Source organism: Rhizobium sp. J15 (genome assembly GCF_002531825.1).
Lineage (GTDB): Bacteria > Pseudomonadota > Alphaproteobacteria > Rhizobiales > Rhizobiaceae > Rhizobium.
In genome coordinates this window covers 16,496-36,146 of the sequence record NZ_NWSX01000059.1, presented here as the reverse complement: position 1 = coordinate 36,146, position 19,651 = coordinate 16,496, and the positions used below count along the sequence as shown (strand labels likewise).

At 58.1% G+C, this 19,651-nt stretch carries 25 protein-coding genes and 4 pseudogenes; 14 read left to right on the top strand and 15 right to left on the bottom strand.

Translation table 11 applies throughout. The features are described 5' to 3' along the window. Nucleotides 1-37: 37 nt before the first annotated feature. The 4 genes and pseudogenes from CO670_RS29645 to CO670_RS29635 form a co-directional block, all read right to left on the bottom strand. Nucleotides 38-535: pseudogene (locus CO670_RS29645) on the bottom strand (IS5 family transposase); the annotation flags it as partial. 253 nt (nt 536-788) lie between these two features. After that, nucleotides 789-2,888 (bottom strand): hypothetical protein, encoded by a 2,100-nt coding sequence (locus CO670_RS29640; protein WP_225882816.1) that lies wholly within the window; start codon nt 2,886-2,888, stop codon nt 789-791. A 139-nt stretch (nt 2,889-3,027) separates the two neighbouring features. Then, nucleotides 3,028-3,171 carry a hypothetical protein gene (locus CO670_RS33155; protein ID WP_155774532.1) on the bottom strand — a complete coding sequence of 48 codons (144 nt, stop codon included), beginning with the start codon at nt 3,169-3,171 and terminating at the stop codon, nt 3,028-3,030. A 129-nt stretch (nt 3,172-3,300) separates the two neighbouring features. Continuing rightward, nucleotides 3,301-4,044, bottom strand: a complete 744-nt coding sequence (locus CO670_RS29635; protein ID WP_097593535.1) for a glucose 1-dehydrogenase — start codon at nt 4,042-4,044, stop codon at nt 3,301-3,303. A 43-nt stretch (nt 4,045-4,087) separates the two neighbouring features. Between CO670_RS29635 and CO670_RS29630 the strand changes: the two genes are divergently transcribed. The 3 genes from CO670_RS29630 (at nt 4,088) to CO670_RS29620 (ending at nt 6,093) form a co-directional block, all read left to right on the top strand. Next, on the top strand, nt 4,088-4,744 hold the full coding sequence (locus CO670_RS29630; RefSeq protein ID WP_097593533.1) for a TetR/AcrR family transcriptional regulator: 657 nt from the start codon (nt 4,088-4,090) through the stop codon (nt 4,742-4,744). A gap of 395 nt (nt 4,745-5,139) precedes the next feature. Further along, a complete protein-coding gene (locus tag CO670_RS29625) occupies nt 5,140-5,322 on the top strand; it encodes a PDZ domain-containing protein (protein WP_010030806.1) in 183 nt (60 codons plus the stop codon). Nucleotides 5,323-5,445: 123 nt separating this feature from the next. Next, complete coding sequence (locus CO670_RS29620) at nt 5,446-6,093, top strand: BON domain-containing protein (RefSeq protein ID WP_004674356.1); 648 nt, start codon at nt 5,446-5,448, stop codon at nt 6,091-6,093. On the opposite strand, the gene CO670_RS29615 is transcribed toward CO670_RS29620, so the two are convergent. Continuing rightward, nucleotides 6,059-6,937, bottom strand: coding sequence for a response regulator (locus CO670_RS29615; protein ID WP_004674359.1), 879 nt, complete (start codon nt 6,935-6,937; stop codon nt 6,059-6,061). The genes CO670_RS29620 and CO670_RS29615 overlap by 35 nt on opposite strands. Before the next feature lie 319 nt (nt 6,938-7,256). On the opposite strand from CO670_RS29615, the gene CO670_RS29610 reads away from it, so the two are divergent. Beyond that, complete coding sequence (locus CO670_RS29610; protein WP_004674360.1) at nt 7,257-7,487, top strand: hypothetical protein; 231 nt, start codon at nt 7,257-7,259, stop codon at nt 7,485-7,487. Nucleotides 7,488-7,706: 219 nt separating this feature from the next. Next, entirely contained in the window at nt 7,707-7,844 is a 138-nt protein-coding gene (locus CO670_RS33150) for a hypothetical protein (RefSeq protein ID WP_257784652.1), read from the top strand. Nucleotides 7,845-8,064: 220 nt separating this feature from the next. On the opposite strand, the gene CO670_RS29605 is transcribed toward CO670_RS33150, so the two are convergent. Continuing rightward, nucleotides 8,065-9,117, bottom strand: coding sequence for a type III polyketide synthase (locus tag CO670_RS29605; protein WP_004674362.1), 1,053 nt, complete (start codon nt 9,115-9,117; stop codon nt 8,065-8,067). Between the two features lie 270 nt (nt 9,118-9,387). Here CO670_RS29605 and CO670_RS29600 point away from each other — a divergent pair, with 270 nt between their 5' ends. From CO670_RS29600 to CO670_RS29585, 5 genes are all read left to right on the top strand, one after another. Further along, nucleotides 9,388-9,597: a CBS domain-containing protein gene (locus CO670_RS29600; RefSeq protein ID WP_008534154.1), complete on the top strand. Its 210-nt coding sequence runs from the start codon at nt 9,388-9,390 to the stop codon at nt 9,595-9,597. A gap of 154 nt (nt 9,598-9,751) precedes the next feature. Then, entirely contained in the window at nt 9,752-10,009 is a 258-nt protein-coding gene (locus CO670_RS29595; protein WP_004674366.1) for a BON domain-containing protein, read from the top strand. A gap of 39 nt (nt 10,010-10,048) precedes the next feature. Then, nucleotides 10,049-10,192, top strand: coding sequence for a hypothetical protein (locus tag CO670_RS33145; protein ID WP_010033181.1), 144 nt, complete (start codon nt 10,049-10,051; stop codon nt 10,190-10,192). Between the two features lie 86 nt (nt 10,193-10,278). Beyond that, entirely contained in the window at nt 10,279-10,512 is a 234-nt protein-coding gene (locus CO670_RS29590) for a hypothetical protein (RefSeq protein ID WP_004674368.1), read from the top strand. A gap of 9 nt (nt 10,513-10,521) precedes the next feature. Then, complete coding sequence (locus tag CO670_RS29585) at nt 10,522-10,851, top strand: hypothetical protein (protein WP_009992643.1); 330 nt, start codon at nt 10,522-10,524, stop codon at nt 10,849-10,851. On the opposite strand, the gene CO670_RS29580 is transcribed toward CO670_RS29585, so the two are convergent. The 5 genes and pseudogenes from CO670_RS29580 to CO670_RS33525 form a co-directional block, all read right to left on the bottom strand. Continuing rightward, complete coding sequence (locus CO670_RS29580) at nt 10,821-11,186, bottom strand: aldehyde dehydrogenase large subunit (RefSeq protein ID WP_004674370.1); 366 nt, start codon at nt 11,184-11,186, stop codon at nt 10,821-10,823. The genes CO670_RS29585 and CO670_RS29580 overlap by 31 nt on opposite strands. Next, the gene (locus CO670_RS29575; protein ID WP_004674371.1) at nt 11,183-11,944 is read right to left on the bottom strand and encodes an N-acyl homoserine lactonase family protein; all 762 of its coding nucleotides are present in this window, start codon (nt 11,942-11,944) and stop codon (nt 11,183-11,185) included. The genes CO670_RS29580 and CO670_RS29575 overlap by 4 nt, the downstream gene beginning before the upstream one ends. Continuing rightward, nucleotides 11,941-12,225: a 2Fe-2S iron-sulfur cluster-binding protein gene (locus tag CO670_RS33760; protein WP_004674373.1), complete on the bottom strand. Its 285-nt coding sequence runs from the start codon at nt 12,223-12,225 to the stop codon at nt 11,941-11,943. Before CO670_RS33760 ends, CO670_RS29575 begins: the two co-directional genes overlap by 4 nt. Before the next feature lie 186 nt (nt 12,226-12,411). Further along, nucleotides 12,412-13,059, bottom strand: coding sequence for an FAD binding domain-containing protein (locus tag CO670_RS29565; RefSeq protein WP_004674374.1), 648 nt, complete (start codon nt 13,057-13,059; stop codon nt 12,412-12,414). Nucleotides 13,060-13,337: 278 nt separating this feature from the next. Continuing rightward, nucleotides 13,338-13,445: pseudogene (locus CO670_RS33525) on the bottom strand (transposase domain-containing protein); the annotation flags it as partial. A gap of 183 nt (nt 13,446-13,628) precedes the next feature. Here CO670_RS33525 and CO670_RS29555 point away from each other — a divergent pair. From CO670_RS29555 to CO670_RS29535, 4 genes and pseudogenes are all read left to right on the top strand, one after another. Next, nucleotides 13,629-14,096 carry an avidin/streptavidin family protein gene (locus CO670_RS29555; RefSeq protein WP_004674376.1) on the top strand — a complete coding sequence of 156 codons (468 nt, stop codon included), beginning with the start codon at nt 13,629-13,631 and terminating at the stop codon, nt 14,094-14,096. 320 nt (nt 14,097-14,416) lie between these two features. Further along, a pseudogene (gene tnpB, locus CO670_RS29545) lies at nt 14,417-14,548 on the top strand (IS66 family insertion sequence element accessory protein TnpB); the annotation flags it as partial. 326 nt (nt 14,549-14,874) lie between these two features. Continuing rightward, nucleotides 14,875-15,162, top strand: coding sequence for a hypothetical protein (locus CO670_RS29540; protein WP_010031604.1), 288 nt, complete (start codon nt 14,875-14,877; stop codon nt 15,160-15,162). Between the two features lie 47 nt (nt 15,163-15,209). Then, nucleotides 15,210-15,877 (top strand): annotated as a pseudogene (locus CO670_RS29535) (IS66 family transposase zinc-finger binding domain-containing protein); the annotation flags it as partial. Between the two features lie 77 nt (nt 15,878-15,954). Here CO670_RS29535 and CO670_RS29530 read toward each other — a convergent pair. The 4 genes from CO670_RS29530 to CO670_RS29520 all read right to left on the bottom strand — a co-directional run bounded on the left by CO670_RS29530 (nt 15,955) and on the right by CO670_RS29520 (nt 19,650). Next, nucleotides 15,955-16,347, bottom strand: coding sequence for a hypothetical protein (locus CO670_RS29530; RefSeq protein ID WP_004674379.1), 393 nt, complete (start codon nt 16,345-16,347; stop codon nt 15,955-15,957). A 26-nt stretch (nt 16,348-16,373) separates the two neighbouring features. Then, nucleotides 16,374-18,323, bottom strand: coding sequence for a multicopper oxidase domain-containing protein (locus CO670_RS29525; RefSeq protein ID WP_097593530.1), 1,950 nt, complete (start codon nt 18,321-18,323; stop codon nt 16,374-16,376). 480 nt (nt 18,324-18,803) lie between these two features. Next, nucleotides 18,804-18,926: a hypothetical protein gene (locus CO670_RS33690; protein WP_009982859.1), complete on the bottom strand. Its 123-nt coding sequence runs from the start codon at nt 18,924-18,926 to the stop codon at nt 18,804-18,806. A 22-nt stretch (nt 18,927-18,948) separates the two neighbouring features. Further along, on the bottom strand, nt 18,949-19,650 hold the full coding sequence (locus CO670_RS29520; protein WP_004674381.1) for a RibD family protein: 702 nt from the start codon (nt 19,648-19,650) through the stop codon (nt 18,949-18,951). Between the last annotated feature and the right edge of the window lies 1 nt (nt 19,651).

Here is a 19,651-nt window from a genome sequence, read left to right as displayed (position 1 = left end):
CTCAACCTCGCAAGGCGGCCTTCACCGGGGGCTTACCGCGGTCCTGGATATTGGCCGGATGCGGGAACAGCACCAGCGCCCGACCGTCGGTGTCGACCAGTGCATGGCGCTTGCGGCCCTTGATCTTCTTGCCCGCATCATAGCCGCGCGGCCCGCCGCTCTCGCAGGTCTTGACCGTCTGGCTGTCGATGACCGAGGCCGTGGGCGAGGCCTCGCGTCCGCATCGCTGCCGATCCTGCATCAGAAGCTGGTGATTGATCTTCTCGAACAGGCAGTCGTCGCGGAACCGGCAGAACCACCGGAACACCGTGCTTCTCGGCGGAAAGTCGGACGGCAGAAGCCGCCAGCCGATGCCGCCGCGCATGACATAGAAGATTGCATTCATGATCTCGCGCAGCGGCCATCCGCGCGGACGTCCCGTCTTCGCCGCAGCCGGCATCATCGGCGCAATCAAATTCCACTCGCGATCCGTCAGATCGGTTTCATAACGCAGGCTTTCTCGGTTATGCTGGCGACGGGTAGCTGGCGTCCACATCAGGTCTCTCCGATTAGGCTTCGACACCCAATTCGGAATCACGACCGCGCCAGCTACTCAACCCTTTCGAGACGGGCTCTTAGGTATGCTTCCGGATCACCGAGCATGTTTTGTATCGGAGACGTCACCGGGAATATGCCGTGGATCTATCAACCGATACAAATATACGTCTATTTCGCTCTCTTCGGGTGGTGCAGTTACATCGGCGTTCAGACAAAGAGAACTTGGTCGAAGTTTCGCGGAACTGATAGTGTCACCAATGCCAATTCCCAGGGTTAAGATCGGAACGCTCAAGATCATCCTTTGCTTTCTGAGCGGCATCGGCGATCCCCTTCGCGAGATCGGCGGCAGCCTTCGCGGCGGCATCTGCTGCAGCTTTGGCGTTGTCGACTGCGCCCTGAACGCCTTTCGTCCCCTCCCGCCAGGCGTTGTCAGGAAGATCTTTGAGGGAGTCGAAAGGCCGCTCGTAGAGCTTGGTCAATTCTTTTTTCGTTTCCTCCGCCACATGCTGCCCCGCCCGAACGGCGTCCATGATTGCTTTGGCAAGCAAGTTCTTATCTAGTAGCGTGACATTCCAAGACTTAAGAATGAAGTTGTCATCGGGCTCGCAGGCAATAGCGGGAACGGCTTCGTTAAGGGCTGTCTTGAAAGCGTCAAACTGTTCCTTCGAAACCGGACCCGCATCACCCGTTTTTGGAACTATCGAGTAACCTGCGGAGAGCTCAAGATAATCCGCCCCCACCACGACGTCCTTCGGATCCCATGCGACCTCAACACCTCTGCGACCGAAGTTCGTATACTCGCGTTCGTCGGGCCTTGGCTCCTCGTTTTTGCCGAAGGGGTAGAATGTCGGGAGGCTGGAGATCAAAATTGAAGGCGCTTGTTTCCCGCCGCCGATGTTGCGCTCAACGTCAATCCTCAACTGATGAATGGTAAGCCACGCATTCGCCGCGATGTCGCTAGGCGCGCTCGGGGTAACGCCAATGGTTATACGTCGGCAGGCAAGCTCGGGTATCAGAACAATCGCCGAGCCGGCGGCGACCGTTTGCTTCGCCACTTTTATCGAGACTGGAAGATCGAGTGACGTTTTGGCGTGAAGATCGATATCATTGCCAAAACCTCCTCCAACAAAGGCGGCATTCGTGTGGGTGTGCAGTTCCACTTTCAGGCTTGCATCTGCTCGAAGTGCGGTTTGAAGGCCAACCCCAGGCACCCACTTGATGTCTGGTGGCTGAACGTCGAACAATCCGGAGAGAAATGACGGCCCACGTGGCGTGACGACAAGGCTGACCTCACCTAAGAGGTCGTCCTTCAGCAAGGCTGGGTGAGCGATCTCTCCGCTCGCATTGGAACTGCTGATCGAGCCCGTCGTTGCCTGACGGAGCTCTGAAGCCATCTCTAAAATCGGAGTATTGTGGATTCGGACATAGACGAGATCGCGATCGTCGCGGAAAGGGCGCAGACGGTCGGAAACCGATTTCCTGCGGCGCTCAAGCGCTTCAGAAGTCGTTTCTTTTGTTTCGGCCAAGTGCGAGAAGACCTCGTCGATAGTTTTTCCGCCGAGCATCCAAATGCCGTTTGTCGTCGATACGGGGATTTCGGCTGCAATGCTTCTATGAAGCTTGTCGCGATTGATCTTAATCGCAAGATCATACCCGCCGCTCACTTCGAACTTGTTGTGACTGGAATTCGCTTTGCCAATGTCCAGTTCTAAGTCACTCACAATGCTTGGCCCCGGAATAACGAGTTCCTTGCCCCAACCCGTAAAAGCTCCGTCGGCGATTAGTTCGGCTAAGAGGTCCCCCGAACTTAATGATAAATTTCCCCAATTGAATTTAGGCTTAACTGCGTACGGGACGAGATGAAGGCGGATTGCGTTCCGGCCTTTGTCGTCCTTGTCGGGCAGCGGAAGGAGCATGGTATCGAGTTCAGCAAATGCTGTCGTTCCTGCCCACCAAGACGTCTTTTTATCGGCTTGATAATGAGCGGAAAGCGATAATTTGGCATGAAATGAGCCATCGTTCGTGCTCAGCACCGCTTCTTCGACCCGCACTATGACTGCGCCATCATAGTGTCCTTCGGGATCCTTATCGCCGAGGCGAACGACGCGTTCGATCCCATTGAGCCCGCTTACAAGTCCTCTCAGCGCGCGCTCGGGTAGAAAGATGCGGTTGCTCCAGTCGTCTGGCTTGGCCCCGGTTTGTAGAATGGCTTCGGTGAGGGCCAGCGAGCGCTCTTGCAACGCAAGTGTCTCTTCGAGTCTCCGCTCTTCAAACAGATGATAAAGATATGTCCCAGCTACACCGCAGACCAACACGACGATGGCGGCAAGTCCAATTAAAAGTTTCCTCATGTCGTTCCCCCAGGTTGCCACAATGGTGCACATTATTATTGTATTTTTCACCATAAATCTTGCACCGGCTGGCGAACTCAAGCGTCCCTAAGATCGACCCGGACATATCCGGGCGATCATACATGAGTGTACGGCCGGCTCACTGAGCCGGAGCCGCTTCGGCATAGCCGATCTCGTCGAAGACGGTGAAGGTGATCTCGCTCGGGCCGGCAAGCTCCTTCATGCGGCGAGCGATATGGAACGCGATGACAACAATGCACCCGGAAGCGCTGCTTCGACACAACTTACTATTGACGCGCCCGGCTGCGATTGGACGACCCCATGAGTTTAACTGCGTGCTATCCCTTGACCCAGGATAATAGAATTCGATCGCATTGAGAACGACCGTTGCGCGGTCGCTCGATGGTAATATCTAAAAGATCATGCCGCCCGCGACGTCGATCGTGCTTCCCGTTATCCAATCCGCGTCGCTAGATACCGCGAAGGAGACTGCTGCGGCGATGTCAGTAGGCTCGCCTATTCGACCTAGCGGCGTTTTACCGATCAAGTAGCCATCGGACGCAACGTCTCGGATATCGGCGTTGCCTTCCGTGGCGGTGAAACCGGGGGCGATCCCTACTACCCGAATCTTGCGAGATCCCAGCTCAAGCGCGAGAGACCGCGTGAGCGTGTTGACCGCTCCCTTCGTTGAGCAGTAAGCGTGCACAGTAGGATAAGGACTTTGCGCCATTCCGGAGCTGATATTAACGATCACGCCTCCTTCACCCAATTCGCGAGCCGCGGCCTGCGTCATAAGAAGAAGGCCGCGCACGTTAAGAGCAAAGTGCTCGTCGATGCTCGCAGCGGTTAGGCTTTCAAGGCTGTCCATTTTATAGACAGCCGCATTGTTGATGAGAATGTCCAACTTTCCGAACTTCTCGATGGTAGCGCGAACGAGGGACGAAATTTCGGCCGGGTTGGAGATGTCGGCTTTGATTGCGAATGCGGAGCCGCCAGCCGCCGTAATTCTATCGACGACGGCCTGCGCCATGTCCGACGATCGGGCGTAGTTCACGATTACAGAGGCGCCATCCGCAGCTAAACGCTCGGCGATGCCAGCGCCAATGCCCTTCGACGACCCCGTCACGATCGCGACTTTCCCAGTAAGCTTCGTCATATTTTAATTTCCTATCAATCACTAGGAAACACATTTATGGGACTTGAACACAGCCGTCAAGAGTTTAATAGTGATCACTATGATTGATGACGTTTTTCATACGCCTAGGAAGGGTGGACGGCCGCTGTCCTTTGACCGGGATGCGGCTCTCCAAAAGGCAATGGTGCTGTTCTGGCGGTACGGCTATGAAGGGACATCTCTCGCTACATTGACCACCGCGCTCGGGGTCAAACCGTCGAGCATCTACACCGCCTTCGGAGACAAGAAGCGGTTGTTTCTGGAGGCTGTCGAACTCTATCTCGCGAGCGGGCCGGCAGTTGAGGACGTGGTCAGCGACGGAAAGTCGCTCACGGAGGTCGTCCACGAGTTGCTTGTCAATGCGGCTACCAAGTTTACCGGAGAGGAAACCCCTCGGGGCTGCTTGCTGGCAACGTCGGTCATAAGCTGTTCACAAGACTCGATGGATCTGCAGGAGATGCTTGCCGGCATCAGGCGCCATCTTGAGGCACAGCTACTGATTCGAATTTCCTACGCCATAGATAAAGGCGAAATAGGCCCAGACGTAAATCCGGTAGCGCTTGCGGGGCTCATCATGGCTGTTGCGCAGGGCATGTCGACCCTCGCACGCGATGGCGCATCGCGATCCCATCTTATGTCGATCGTCGATATCACGTTAGCGTCATTACCTTTTCGAACATAAGTCTTAGGTGCCGTTGCTCTTGAATATCAAATAAAGCGGCGGGCCTCGCGCGACGTGCACTAATGGCGCAGGCTCATCGCGCCGTACGAATCGTTCGCGCTCAGCATCCTGGTTCCACGTGTGTAACAACGCCTGATCCCGCACTATATGGAGTCCCCGCCATTCCGCCGTATCCGCTTATACGCTTCTAACTGAGCGGCGAGATGTGCTTCACAGAGTATCAGGAATATCTGTGCCAGTGATGACGCTAAAGGCGGAATGGTGACCTTCGATGCTGATTTTGAATTGGTCATGGCGCGGCTACGGCCGCTAACGACTCCACAACACAGGTGCACTTCTGGCTTCGATACTGCAGTTCCCATAAATAGACTTTGGCAATATGTTATAACGCCACAGTGCAATCATCGGCACAGGCCGGCCTGCAGCCGGACGACGTTATCGTCGCTCTCGACCAGCAGCCGGTGACGGACGTCGGGCAACTCCTCTCAATACTCGTGAAGGAGCATGCCCGTGCTCTCATCACCGTCGTGAGGAACGGCCACCGCCTCTTCGTGGCCGCTGACGTGCAGACCCAGTAGCAGCCCGCAGACCGTGTTCTGTCCGCTGAAATTCCAAGGTCGCTCTCGTGCTTGATGAAGATCAACGACGAAAATCTGCGGCGCTGTCACGATCGGCACGTCGCAAACCTGAAGGAGGTTGTCATGAACGACATTCAACTCAGACAGAACATTCTCGACGAAATGGAATTCGAGCCCAGCATCGACGCGGCTGATATCGGCGTCGCGGTCGATAGCGGGATCGTCACACTGACTGGTCACGTGCGCACCTACGCGGAGAAAGAAGCCGCAGAGCGCGTGGTTAGTCGCGTCAAGGGCGTGCGCGGAATAGCTGCCGATATCGAGGTCCGGATTTTCGGGCCGAAGGAAACAGACGACGACTACATCGCCCGGCGCGCTGTCAAAATGCTCGACTGGAACGTTTCCGTGCCAAAGGATTCGGTGCAGGTGCGGGTCCTCAAAGGGTGGATCACCTTGCGGGGAGAGGTCGAGTGGCAATATCAAAAGAACGCGGCCTACGACGCCGTGCGGGATCTCGCCGGCGTAGTAGGGGTGTCCAACCTAGTGGAGCTGAAGCCGCATATTACGGCGGTGGATGTCAAGAAACGCATCGAGGATGCTTTCCAGCGCGACGCCGCTCTTGAGGCCGATGCAATCAGAATCGACGTCCAAGGCAGAAAGGTAATCCTCTCCGGCAAGGTGAAGACCTGGTCGGAACGGCAGGCGGCGGAGCGCGCTGCATGGTCCGCTCCAGGGATCAGCACTCTCGACGACCGACTGACGGTCGGGTGATCGAATATCGGGATTGGCTAGACATTACTGCTCTGCCCACACTCAGCAGCAAGGGCGCCGCTGAGCGCCCTTCGCATAGAGCCCAATTTCCTTGATCGACTTGCGCGCAGATCTCGTCTTCGGAACGAAATTCCGCACCACCCGTTGCAGAGCCTCCGTCGCGAGCACAAGGCGACCATTGATGTTCTTGGAGAGCGACCTTGGGTGGCGACGTAGGCTGGGATCTTCCGCGAAGAAAGATATGAGTCCCCGCAACGGCAGCGCGATTGAGGTTCGGGTTTGATTTTTCTAAATTGAAATCCTGCTGTCGAGCAGAATCGCTATTAGGCCTCGCGGCGAGCAGCAGCCTGAGACGGGTCGACATCTCCGATGCAGTGTACGGCTTCTTCAGCCAGCCGGCGCCCGCTTCGATCTCCTTGTCCGCGGCATGGGGTTCAGAAAAGCCCGACGTCAGGAGAATTTTCACCCTCGGCCAGCGCTCCCGGACATTCCGGGCCAGTTCGTCGTCGTTCATTCCCGGCATGGCCACATCACTGAACAGGAGCGCTACGTCATGCCCCGCCTCCAGCTCCTTCAACGCGTCGATCCCGTTCGTAGCTTCGATCACGAAGTAGGCAAGCGTCTGCAGGCGGCTGACCGTCACTCGGCGAACTCTCGCGTCGTCCTCGACCACCAGGATAGTTTCCGTGCCCCGAGGCGGGGCTTCCTCAGCCCGCTGCTCGTTCGGATGAGAATCCTTTCCGGCGTCGGCGCGTGGAAGAAAGAGGCGCACCGTCGTCCCTTCGCCAAGTTCGCTGTAGAGCTGCAGGTGCCCTGCGGATTGCTTTGCGAAACCGTAGACCATGCTCAGCCCAAGCCCCGTTCCCGAGCCCGTCGGTTTCGCGGTGAAGAACGGTCGAAAGCCCTCTCCATCACATCGGACGTCATTCCGGTGCCGGTGTCGGTCACGGAAATGAGGACGTAGCTGCCGGGGCGGATCGCCGGGTACATCAGGACATAGTCGGAGTCGATCTTGCAACAGAGCCCTTGCAGGCGGGCACCTCAAAGCAGACAGGAGCTGCGATGGAGGACAAGGCTTCGCAGGTTCTATCGAGCACGAAATACAGCACTGCTACCAAGCAGTTGGCAGGATCCGTGCTCTCACAATCCAACAAAAAGCGCTGATGAACGAACAAGAACTTTCGAACCAGTTTCTGTTGTTTTTCCCGGGCTTCTCGTCAACCAGTCTTATTCCGTTTCCTGCCACCTTAACTCATCATCTTCCGGAAAAGCGGCAGTTGGTTGCGAACATCCAGTGCCTCGGTCGGTGGACTCCGCTGAAGCGCCTATTTGAAGTCACTCTGCCCCACGCTTCAATGCAGCTAGGAATGGGAAGCGATGAGCAAAGTGCGTAGGAGATCAAAGTTTCCCACTCCTTGTGGCCTGCCGAGGTCGGCGATCGATGACAGGCGTAATCGAGAGACACTGGCCCCGAGACATCAATGCCGCTTGGGGGAGACGTATCTGACAACGTTGGTTGTAAATCCGCTTTTGTTTGCCGATGCACATTCAGTGCCATGGCTGGATCGCATGGTTCAGATACACGCAGATAGACATCGCGACCGATCGCGCGCGTGCCCGGCCTCGCCGAAAAGGTGCCAGATGTGACGGCAGCCTTGCATGCAAAGCTCGACGAGCACCGGGCGTTCGTACGGGAGCGTGGAGAAGACTTGCCGGAAATCCAGAATTGGCGCTGGGCACGCTCCTCCTAGTGCGACAGAGGACCGGATTGGGTAGCGACTACCACCAGCCATACTGCCGCAGCTACGCCGGCACGCAGGAGAAAGGATTCGAGTGCGAGGTGGCAACCTCGCCTTCGACTTGGGGTGTCCCACGGCAATCGCAGCCTTTGCAGCGTCAGCTATCTGTTTCGAGTCCTGTTCGTTCTGCAAACGATGCGATCTTAATACGTCCTGGAGAATGATCGCCGGGTCATGCTGCAGCCGTCAACGAGAGGCAGCTAAGGGTGAAGCCCGGTCCCATCGCCGTCAGGACAGTTCTCCTGGGTAGTCCTTGCGCAAGAAGCTTCTCGAGTACGAACAGCGCGGTTGGCGAGGACATGTTCCCATAGTCCGAGAGAACCTCACGTTCCTGGTCGAGGGTTCCCTGGCTTAGTTTAAGCGCCGATTCCAAGGCGGTGATAACCTTTGATCCACCGGGGTGGCACGCAAACCGGTCAACGTCGGCAGGAGCAAGATCTGATCGGGCGAGTATGGACGTTACGCCCTTCAGCACATGAGTTTCGGCGAACGGTGGTATCGCACGATCGAAGATCACGCCCAGACCCTCCGGATCGACGCTCCATCCCATGATGTCTAGCGTGTCGGGCCACGTATGCTGGCCTGCAAGTTCGACCTCGGCCAGACCGGTCTCACTAGCACGCACCACGCAGGCGGCGGCCCCGTCGCCGAAGAGGGCGGTCGCCACGATGTTCGCCTTCGTAAGCTTGTCCATGCGAAATGCCAACGTGCAGGTCTCGACGGCGACCACCAGCACGACTGAGCCTGGCCGGGATGCCGCCAGCCGTGACCCGATTGAAAGCCCAGAGACTCCGCCGGCACAGCCGAGGCCAAACACGGGAACCCGTTCGACATCGTCCCGGAAGCCCAGTTCTCGGCTTACCCTCGCTTCCAGACTAGGTGTCGCAATACCAGTCGAGGAGACGGTTACGATCGTGTCGACATCGCCTGCTGCAATGCCCGCCGACACGAGAGCTTTGCTGGCGGCGGCGACGAACATTGCACCCGCGCCCTCGATATGAGCGAGGTTTCGTTCGGGCCATCCCGACGTCTCGAGATACCACTCGATCGGCCGGACGGCATAGCGGCGCCGAATTCCCGAGGTTTCGAACACCCTTGCCAGCTTTTCGAAATCGTCAAATCGCGATGAGAACGCGGTGTGCGAGGCTCGCGCCGCGTCACGCTGGTCGATGACATGTGGCGGAACGGCGGTGCCGACGGATACCAGCTTGACGGGTTGCTGCATAAGACTCCTTGCGACGGCGCGGGAAGAATTTGGTACGCCGCGCGAGGACGAGACCGAACCGTAACGCCTCGATCCTCAATAAGTTGCAATGCGGGCGAGCCTGACGCCGCACTTCGTCGGAAGGCTTCAGAGACGACGACGCGTGAAGAATGCCTCCCGCGGCTTCGTGTCTGCCTTGATCCACGTCAATGCGCTCAACAAGTTGGCTCCGTAATTGTCCGATCGAAAAGGAGACAGCGCGATGCTTGCTAGAGACATCATGACGACCCCGTGACGACGCTCGACGAGGGACACAACGTCAGGGAAGCCGTCGAGATCGTCAACGCCAGCAAGATCGGCGCGGTGCCCGTCATCGATGGCGAAGGGCGGCTCACCGGCATCGTCACCGGGGAGACCTGCTGCGCCGGGTGGCGTCATCCTGGGCGAGACGGGCGGTACCGCATACGCGCGACCGCGAAGATGCACTGGCGGACTATGTGAAGGCCCGAAGCTGGCGCGTCAAGGACGTGATGTCGACGCCCGTCGTCAGCGCCGCCCCGAGCGCAACCGCGAGCCAGCTCGCAGAACTCCTGCAGGCCCACGACATCAAACACCGAACGGCAGACTCGCCGGCATAATCAGCCGTCACGACTTGATGCGAGCGCTTCTCGATGTTCGACGGCAGTGTACTGCTTCCGGCGACGAGGCCCTAGGGACGGCCGTTCGTGGCCGCCTGGAAACCGAGTTCGAAATAAGGTTCCCCATCGTCAATGCGACCGTCTCCAACGGGGCAGTCACCCTGAGGGGAGAGGTCGAGACGGAGCTGGAATGCTCGGCGGCCAGGGTGGCGGCGGAAAGCATCCGCGGCGTCGGCGGCGTGGTAAACAACATCACCCTGGCTACCGCATGGTGAGCTCTCTCAAACTATGAAATCGTCCCTGGAGTTTCCGTCATGTTTGTCAGGGTCATCGCAGACGCCGTCGTGTCGAGGCTTCTCCTCATCATCCTGATCCTCATGGTGGGGACGGTCGTGAGCGTCCTACTGGTGAGGCCATCCCACGACTCCCGAACCGGGCGCGTCGAGCGCTCTCTCTGACCCGTGAGTGCGCGATGAACATCTGGCCCTCCAGGATTTAATTGTCCGGCCGCGTCCCGCAAAAGACCGGAGGCGCGACGGATTCGATGCTCTCCGAACTATTCGGCTTCATCTGGCTGATGGGAAGGCGTCATCAGGCGTTGGTCGCAGGGCTGTCCCTGGCTCTTTTCGTTATCGGCGCGGCGCCTCTCGAACTCCAGCGCCGGATCGTCAATGAGGCGACCGAGCAAGCGTCATACCGGTCTCTTCTCTTTCTCGTATCCCTCTATCTCGCGGTCGCAGTGTTGAAGGGCGCGATAAAATTCACCTCCAACCTCTAAAGAAGCTGGGTGGGCGAAAAAAGCACGCTTTGGCTCGGGGCGCGCGTTCTGCATCGGGCCGAGACGCCGCCATCGGAATCCACGCTCGAGGGGGTTGAGCTGTCGATCATCTTTGCGGAAGCGGAACCGGTGGGCAGTTTCGTTGGGACCAGCATCTCCGAGCCGCTACTCCAGATCGGCATCCTTGTCACCGTGGGCGGTTATCTGATCTATCTCCAGCCGCTGATGAGGATGGCCGCCCGCAAAGCCGATCACCCGCTACAGCGCAATGAAACGCGCGGGCGCTCGGCTTTACTCCCTACCGTCACCTACGCCACGTACTGGGACACGATCCAGTAGAACGGCCACCTTTTCCCGCGTGCAAGTGGCCATATGGGGGTGGCGTAATAACCAGGCATACGCGAGGTCGGTATGGCAGGTTTGATCTCTCCTTCCAGGTCGCTCGCGTCATAGATCGCGACGACGCCGGGCACCGAGAACGCATCGCCGACATCGATGTTCAGGATTCGGGCATGTGGCTGGTCGGAGCGTCGCAATGCGATATGCAACATACCGCGGCGCCATGTATCGACATACTGACCAACACCCGTCAGCAGACGTGGATCTTCGGTGCGCTTGTCCCGCTTGCCGACAAGTTTGGGCCGCAGCTCGACGGAATGGTCCTGCTGGCTCATTCGTAGAACTCCACACCCTTTCGCAACTCTTGCCATTGCGCGTCGTCGTGGCCGAAAATGATAGAAGCTCCCCGCTCCCGAAGAGCTTTCAGGCGAGCGAGTGCCTCTGCGGCGAGTTCGATGTTCCAAGTATTTCTCGGAGCGATACCGGTGTCGACGCTCGCCTGGAGCGGGGCAGCATCTGAAGCGAGTATAAATGAACCATCTTTTTCCAGCTCGACACGGGCGACGGTCATTCCGGGGGTATGACCCGGCATGGGCAGCAAGACGATGCGCCCGTCGCCAAAGACGTCATGCTCGGCATTGAAGGTCTGGAAACCCTGGGGCTGGTCCCATTCTCCTCGAAGATAGCCTTGATTTTCTGCACCGCTTGCCGTGGCGGCCTGCGCCTCCGCTTCGTGGCAGAGGATCGTTGCGCGCCGAAAGTACGCGTTGCAGCCGCAATGATCGGGATGCAGATGTGAACAGATCACAACATCTATGTCCTCGGGATCGAGAGCAAGAGTCTTCAACTGATGAACGACCGTCCGCTCTGGCGAAAAGATCGGGGTCATAACCTTGCTTAACCCACCCCATCGCGCGCCTGGATCGATGGCGGCCTCTGGATTGCATCCGCTATCGAACAGCGCGTTGCCTTGGGGATGGCGCATCAGGGTGGCGTGAACCGGCAATTCAATCGCTTCTTCCTTCAGCGCCCCAGGGACGTAAATGGACCGGCGCATACGAAGCCGGCCGGCCTCGAGAAAATGCATCTTCATCTTAAAGGTCCTCTCTTGCTAGCCAGTTCGCGGACGGCGTTGACGATGTTTTCATAGCCCGTACAACGACAGATGTTTCCTGAGAGCGCTTCCCTGATCTTATCATCGGTTTCCAGCGGATGGTGGCGAAGAAGGTCGATGATCGCCAACGATGAAACTGGGCCTACAAATTCGCATTGCAGGCCATGATGCTGGCGGAACGCTTCTTGGATTCGTCCGAGTATCGACGCTTCCCTGGCCATGGTTTCGATTTCGCTCCCGTCTGCCTGCACTGCAAGCATCAGACAGGAGCGTGCGCTCCTTCCATCGAGAATGACGGTGCAGGCACCGCAAACGCCATGTTCGCACCCGACATGGGTTCCGGTCAGGCAAAGGATCCTGGCGCAGGAAGTGGCTCAGCAGCGTTCGTGCTTCGATCGTGCGCGTCATATACGCTTCGTTGACGCTGACGGTGATCGTCTTCTCACTCATCTTGCTTGAAGCCTTTCGTGGTTCGCGCGGCTCCAGGCGGCGCGAAGGGCCCGTTTGGCAAGGACGCCTGAGAGATGCCTGCGGTAATCTGCAGAGGCATGGATATCCGTGTTGGGCGTGAGGATTCCAGCCAGGCGATCCGCCACCGTATCGAGAACCGGCTCGGAAACATCCGTCCCCTCGATGATGCCCTCGATCTCTTCAAGCCGCAGCGGGGTTTCACCAACGCCCATCATGCCAACGCGAACGTCAGACGCCCTGCCATCTACACAATGCAGCGTCGTCGCAAAGCAAGCGAGTGCGAAGTCCCCGTGGCGTTTTGCAAACTCCTCAAATCCCCATCCGGCATCCGGTCTCATCGCGTCGAGCTCGACGCGAATTACAAACTCGTCCGGTTCCAACGAGTTGACCAGCGATCCGACAAAAAAATCGGCTGCAGGTATTTCGCGTCTGCCGCGCTGAGAGGAGGCGATGACCGTCCCACCGAGGAACCGTGTCATCATCGGCATCTCGGTCGCTGGATCCGCATGCGCGACGCTGCCGCCGAAGGTGCCGCGGTTGCGCACGGTCATATGGGTGACGTGATGCATCGCCTCATGCACGATCGGCAAGTGTTGGCGGATGATCGGGTCTGTCGCGGTCATGTGATGGCGTACCGTCGGCGCCGATTCTCACCCGATCTCCGTGCAGTTCGATCCGATCTCCATGAACCGAAGTTACTACGCGCGGCGCCCAAAATCCCGCGGCCCTGCTCGGATGGATACGATCTCTCTGAGCAGTTCGAGGTTCTCGCCGGTCATGGTGGCCACGTCTTCGATCGTGCAGATATGCATCGAACGAGCCATCAGGCGGCCTTTTGCGCAGTGGAGACCGTCGGAAGCATATTCCACGGCAACAGGTCTTCAAGCCTATCTACCGGTTAATCTTTGATCTGGGTTAGGACGTCCGTGAGGTAGCTCTCGGGGTTGCGGCCATGCAGTTTGTCCGTTCCAATGATGGTCAAGATATTAGCGTTGCGCTATCCCGTTCGTAATTTGCATCGTGTAAGTCTTCACTCCTGATGCTCGTTCTCGGGCCGCGCCACGCAACGCGCGGCCCGTCTTTCGGTTTTCTCAACCCGGGAAATTGCTACTCGGATTGATTGATTATTACGAGTTTATATGCAACCTTCGGTACGATCGCCGACGGTCGGCGCACATCAGGAGGAAAAACCATGATCCGTACTAATGCAGTTGCAGCACTTGTGTTTGCTGTAGCAACCTCAGCTCTTGCTTTCGATGCAAGCAACTTCAAGGATTTTTCAAGCATCGCATCGGCTTCCAGCAGTTGGCAGAACCAGTCCGGCTCGACGATGATCATTCAAGTCGACTCGTTCGGAAACGTCTCCGGCCAATATGTAAACAGAGCCCAGGGCACCGGATGCCAGAACTCGCCCTATCCGCTAACAGGAAGGGTAAACGGGACGTTCATCGCATTTTCGGTCGGCTGGAACAATTCGACGGAGAACTGCAATTCCGCAACCGGATGGACCGGCTACGCACAGGTCAACGGCAACAACACTGAGATAGTCACGAGCTGGAACCTCGCTTACGAAGGCGGCTCCGGTCCGGCCATTGAGCAAGGACAAGACACTTTCCAGTACGTGCCGACGACTGAGAACAAAAGCCTCTTGAAGGATTAATCTCCTCTGCCCTGCCGGCGCTGGCCCGTCAGAGATTGTGGAGCAAGAATTCATCGAATATGGCCAAAGGCTTAGACGAAGCTGCTTTCCCTGCCGAATAAAAGCGCCGCGTGCTCGTCCGCGCGGCGCAAATCCTTATTTGATGAGTTCAATGCGGCCAAAACGGCAAGCTTTCCGGACAAAAGTAAGCATCCGAGGATGCGCCGCCTTGGGGCAAACGCGGCGATCTGATCAAGGTCGTTTGGCACGATGGCCAGGGGGCCTGCCTGTTCACGAAAAAATTGGAGCGAGGAAGGTTTATCTAGCGTGACGGCCAGGGCGCTTGTCTGTTCACGAAGAAGCTGGAGCGCGGCCGCTTCATCTGGCCGTCAGCCGCTGACGGCACGGTGGTGATCACACCGGCGCAGCTCGGTTATCTGCTCGAAGGTCTACAGAAATATCCCTGCTTGTGAGTCTGACGAATCATCACCGGACAAGATCGAGGTGCTGGATCCGAGCCATCCGTTATTTGGACGCTCCTTTAATGTGATCCGTGAGGTGGGACGTAGAGGCGGCAACTTCGCGCCGTCGTATGAGGTTGAACATCGTGGTGGATCGACCTTGCTGATACCCGTGTCTGCGACACAGGGATATGTCGAAGCCTGAAATACTGACGCGCAAAGGACACCATTCGCCCAATTGTGAGGAGAAGGTTTTGCCAATCACTGTGCAACGCCTCCGCCTTGCAGCGGGCATCTAGGTAAAGGCACAGCGCAACAGATGGACACACGAACCTAGTTTGCTCAGCGCCGTACAACTTGCCGCCAGGCTCGATATTCCCGTCAATTGGATTTACGTTCAAATCAGGCGGAAGCGCCTGCTCATCGACCAGCAATCAACCGGAGCATATTTGTTCCAAAATTCCCCGGCGGTCGTCAACGCGGTTCGCGACCTTCGCAACCGTACCATTCATCAACTCGATCTGAGAATCATTCAGCCTCACCAGGAGGGGCATCAACATCCGTTGTCGCTGGAGGGAATTGACTGGCGCGCACGGCAGGAAACCTGGCGCCCCAGCCGGGTTTGACTGAATTTTTACATTGAGATTGTTGAGAAATCTGATTCAATGTCGTTATGACATTGCCGCCGCTTACCCTGCCATCGGACCTTGCCAGCGCTCATCCGGCGCTGCTGGCCGAACCTGCTGCGCGGCTGCAAGCTGAGGCGGAAGCGGCCAACGCGAAGGCGCGGCTGTCGAACATTGAGGCGCTCAACGTGCATTTGCAGTTGCTGATCGGCAAGCTGGAGCGCGAGAAGCACGGGCCGCGCCGCGAGCGCACGCAGCGGCTGATCGATCAGTTGGAATTTGCAGCTCGAAGAGCTCGTGGCGTAGGCCGCCGAGGACGAACTGAGCGTCCAAGAGGCCGCGGCCAGAACGCAGTCCGTGCGCGCCTTCGCCCGCAAGCGTCCAGTGCGCAAGGCGTGGCCCAAAGACGTCGAGCGCGCACGCATCGTCATCGAAGCGCCGACGGCATGTGCCTGCTGTGGCGGCTCGCGGCTGTCGAAGCTGGGCGAGGACGTGACGGAAACGCTGGAGGATATCCCGCGCCGATTCAAGGTGATCGAGACGGTGCGCGAGAAATTTACCTGCCGCGATTGCGAGGCGATCAGTCAGGCTCCCGCACCGTTCCATGCGACGCCCGCGCGGCTTCATCGGCCCTCAGTTGCTGGCGACGATCGTGTTCGACAAGTTCGGGCAGCACATCCCGCTGAACCGCCAGAGCACGCGGTTCAAATGTGAGGCATCGGTCCGTCGACCCAGACCCTGGCCGGTGAATGTTGATCCGAATGTCTTCGAGCTGCGGCAAATGCTGGAGCATCACTGTCGCACGGCATACCAGGAGGCAACGTAGCCGGCTGCGGCGACCCCATGCGAATGCGGGACGTCGCGGACGATGCTACCGACAATGGCGTCCCTTTGATCGACGCCATTCGGCCAGTTCGGCACGATGTAGCCGCGATAGCTGTAGATCCAGGTCTCGCCGGCCACATCGCCCTTTCCAGTGAATTGCAGCTCGACAGGGTCTCCCGGACGCACCGTACCGGTCAATTCCAGCGACCACCCGGGCCCACCAATGGTTCCGCCGACCTTGCGCCGAGCCAACTCGGTCAGCACCAGCGTTCCCTGGCCAAATTCCAGTGCATTGAAATCAACCGATAAATCGGGATTGTTGATCAGGCTGCGATAACTCCAAGTGCCAGTGAAGCTCATAGTTCCTCCCAATGGCGATCGACGCCCTAATGATGGCCGGAAACGGTGCCACCCTGGCCGTCCGGCAGGGTGATCCTGATGTTCTGCATCATGCCCTGGTCCTCATGATCGAGGATGTGGCAATGCAGAACGAACTCGCCGATATAGCGCTGGTAGTGCGTCCGCACGGTGATCGTGTAGCGCGCCGACGGATCGGTGCCGGGATTCTTGATCCACAGCGTGTCCTTCCAGACATTTTTCAAGCCTGGATATTGCGGATCGCCGTCGTCATCGGCGCCAAGCGCGCTGACATCGTTGCCGGCCGCATCGACAATTTTGATGATCTGAAACGGATTGACATGGATATGGAATGGGTGGCTGACGAAATCCGAGCGGAGCGTCCATTCGTCGACTCCGCTCAGCGGCAACGTCCGGTCGATGCGGTTGGGATCATAAGGTTTGCCGTCAACCTCGAAGAAGGTGGCACCCGGCTGTTTCACATCGATGTTAAACACCAGTTGCTGCTCGCCGGTGACCTCGCCCGCGTCGATCTCCGGATGGGGAATAAAGCTTGAGAGCGACATCTCGTTCTTGAGGTCATCGATAACCTTGCCGGCGACATTCTGTGACATCGTGCGCTCAGCCGCCGAAATCAGCCAATCCTGCAGATAGGTGCCGATCTCGCCATTGACGGCATGGCCGCCTACTGCAGTGACTATGCCGAGAAGCCGTCGGCTTGGAGCCTCCTGGTTGACGCTGGCCGCTGCCGGTGCGGCGCCATCGATGATGCAGTAGTCACCCGCTCCTGGCAACACCACCAGCGCGTCAACGCGGTAGCCCGGTTGCAGGATCGCTTGCTGCCGCATCTGCACCTGCGCCATTGTCAGCCCGTCCTGGGCCACCACCCCATACGGAATAGTATCCTTGCCGCAATTCTGGTCGATCCATCTGTCGGTGTCCGCTGCCGCAAGCGTGCGGAACGCGGTCGTCCCGGTCTTGCGCCGGATTTCGAAATTGATGGTGTCGCGAACCCCGGCGTGTATCATCCGCCACCGCTCGACCGAGCCAGCCTCCGCTAATGCCAACTGACCAAGCACCTGGCCGTTGACGCTGGTGAAGCGGCCCGAAGCCGGCCAACTGCCAGGTCCGAACTGATCGTAGCTTTCGATGCCGCCCACCTGTCCTGGCTGGCAATCATAAGTGATGTCGCCATTGTTATCGGTGCAAGCATATTGAATCTGCTGTAGCACCAAAACCCGTTCGGCGATATCGGAGCCGCCCGGCTGCTTCAATAGGCGGTCGATATCGCCAGTCTCGGTCGGTGTCGGCATGCGATCGCCACGGATGATCAACGCCCCGGACATGCCACTCGACACCTGCAATGCGGTTGATCCGTGTAGGTGTGGGTGATACCAGAAGGTGCCGGCGGGATGCTCAACGGCGATGTTGTATTCATATTGGAACGAAACGCCGGGACGGATTGAGATCAGCACATTATCGCCATTGCCAGACGGATTTACCCAGAGACCGTGCGAATGCAGGTTGGTACCGTTGAAGCAATGGGGGGTATTGGCACTGCCACCGCCGATGCCGCAGGTGGAATCCTGAGGGAACAGGTTGTGAAGCGTTACCCGCACCGTCTGACCGGGCCGTAGATCGATGGTCGGTCCAACCAATGGCGTGTCGGCACCGGATAAGCCGGTCTGGCGGGCGTCTTGATAGCCGCGCAGTTTAACGTGGTCGTAGCGCGCCGTGGCCGGATTGTAGATCTGTCGGTCGAGATAGGTAGCGTTCATATCGAGCAGAACCTCGCCCGGAAATGTCTCCCGGCTTTGTTCGAAGGTTTTCAGCATCCCCTGGGATTTTGTGATAGGTTGCAGCATATAGGCCAGGGGGTTAGTCACGGCCCTGGCCTCTTGAGCGACTGCGAATAGCGCATGGGTGACCGAAAAAACGCTCGCCATACCGAAGATCGCAATTTTGTCAGACACAGACAAACAACCCTCCCAAACCTCTGCCCGGAGTTTTGTTCTCCCCGGGTCGAACCGCATCCACAAAGTTCTACTGCGTCACCATGCGTTCACCTGCAATTCGACTTTGACTCGCGCGCTTTCTCGGGAGAAGACAGCTGCCGCCGCGCGACGAGAAAGTTTCAAGACTCATGCCACTCTGGCCGGATCGAGCCTCAGAAGGAATCTTGTGCCTATGCTTCAAGGACTTCCACGAGAGCGCGGTAGGAAGTCGGGCGGAACAGCACCATGGCGCGCACCTGACAAACCTGACAGCAGGTGTAGTAGGCCCGACATTTTTGTGGGGAGCATCGTTACGTGCGGCAATACGCGTCTCACCTTGTTTGTTTGTCGAGCTGCACTCGAGCAACGCCTTGACGCTCATATCGCGGTCACCGCCGCGGGCATTAATGTCGGCGTCACATACCGTTCATCACACCGCCTAATCGGAGAGACACCACAGGCAGACTACGCCAGTTCTTCCGGCTCTCTGCGCTGCGCGATGATCTCGAAACAAGGTTGCTTGCTCAGGAGTATCGCGCCCTGCTCCTCGACGATCATTTCGACGACGGCAGGAGGGAGCCCTTCCACGATCTTCTCCTATGGACGTCTCTTATGGACGTCCAACGCGATATCTCAGATGCACGGAGCCGAGGCCAGCGGCTTCGGCGCTGATAAACGTGAGCCTCGCCCTGCCGGCAAGCCCATCCTCGCCGCCCTCGAATATGGCCGGTGTATTCGACTTGCCTCCGATCGCAGGGAAGATGACCAGGCTGACCTCGTCAACAAGACCCGCCTTCAAGAAATGGCCATTGGTTTGCGCCCCGCCTTCCAGCATCAAGCGCTTCACACCGAACTCGGTTCCAAGAAGGTCAAGCGCGTTTTTCAGATCGACGCCATCTTTCTCCGAGACGATATAGGAAACGCCAGCCTGGGTGAGGCCCGCCAGGTAAGCATCATCCACGTCAGATCCTGTCAGGACCACAAGGTGAGCTCCCTCAATGTCGCTCTTGTCCCAGCGTAGCCGACCGTCCTTATCCACGATGACAGCGAACTCGCCGGCGTCCGGGTTGGCGATATGGATCGGTCGCGCGGCTGTGCCGGTTGCTTGATAGGGGCGGTCGACGGCGTCCGCGAACTCTTCTCCCGTCGCTCTTCCCGAAAGCCAGGCGTCGGCACCGATCTTCTCATGCAGGCCGTCATAGATCTTCACGAGCTCATCGACCGAATGGCCGGTTGCCTCGGCCCAATCATTGACGATCAATCGGCCATCCAGCGGCGACATCATGTGACAGATTACATAGGGTCTGGGCATT

Coding starts and splice junctions, on each gene's coding strand:
- CO670_RS29590 (WP_004674368.1), top strand. CDS start 10,279: ATGCTCTCCGAACTATTCGGCTTCATCTGGCTGATGGGAAGGCGTCAT.
- CO670_RS29605 (WP_004674362.1), bottom strand. CDS start 9,117: ATGCAGCAACCCGTCAAGCTGGTATCCGTCGGCACCGCCGTTCCGCCA.
- CO670_RS29555 (WP_004674376.1), top strand. CDS start 13,629: ATGATCCGTACTAATGCAGTTGCAGCACTTGTGTTTGCTGTAGCAACC.
- CO670_RS29610 (WP_004674360.1), top strand. CDS start 7,257: ATGAACGAACAAGAACTTTCGAACCAGTTTCTGTTGTTTTTCCCGGGC.
- CO670_RS29520 (WP_004674381.1), bottom strand. CDS start 19,650: ATGCCCAGACCCTATGTAATCTGTCACATGATGTCGCCGCTGGATGGC.
- CO670_RS29640 (WP_225882816.1), bottom strand. CDS start 2,888: ATGAGGAAACTTTTAATTGGACTTGCCGCCATCGTCGTGTTGGTCTGC.
- CO670_RS29595 (WP_004674366.1), top strand. CDS start 9,752: ATGCGAGCGCTTCTCGATGTTCGACGGCAGTGTACTGCTTCCGGCGAC.
- CO670_RS33145 (WP_010033181.1), top strand. CDS start 10,049: ATGTTTGTCAGGGTCATCGCAGACGCCGTCGTGTCGAGGCTTCTCCTC.
- CO670_RS29565 (WP_004674374.1), bottom strand. CDS start 13,059: ATGACCGCGACAGACCCGATCATCCGCCAACACTTGCCGATCGTGCAT.
- CO670_RS33760 (WP_004674373.1), bottom strand. CDS start 12,225: ATGCTTGCAGTGCAGGCAGACGGGAGCGAAATCGAAACCATGGCCAGG.
- CO670_RS29530 (WP_004674379.1), bottom strand. CDS start 16,347: ATGAGCTTCACTGGCACTTGGAGTTATCGCAGCCTGATCAACAATCCC.
- CO670_RS29615 (WP_004674359.1), bottom strand. CDS start 6,937: ATGGTCTACGGTTTCGCAAAGCAATCCGCAGGGCACCTGCAGCTCTAC.
- CO670_RS29635 (WP_097593535.1), bottom strand. CDS start 4,044: ATGACGAAGCTTACTGGGAAAGTCGCGATCGTGACGGGGTCGTCGAAG.
- CO670_RS29575 (WP_004674371.1), bottom strand. CDS start 11,944: ATGAAGATGCATTTTCTCGAGGCCGGCCGGCTTCGTATGCGCCGGTCC.
- CO670_RS29620 (WP_004674356.1), top strand. CDS start 5,446: ATGAACGACATTCAACTCAGACAGAACATTCTCGACGAAATGGAATTC.
- CO670_RS29580 (WP_004674370.1), bottom strand. CDS start 11,186: ATGAGCCAGCAGGACCATTCCGTCGAGCTGCGGCCCAAACTTGTCGGC.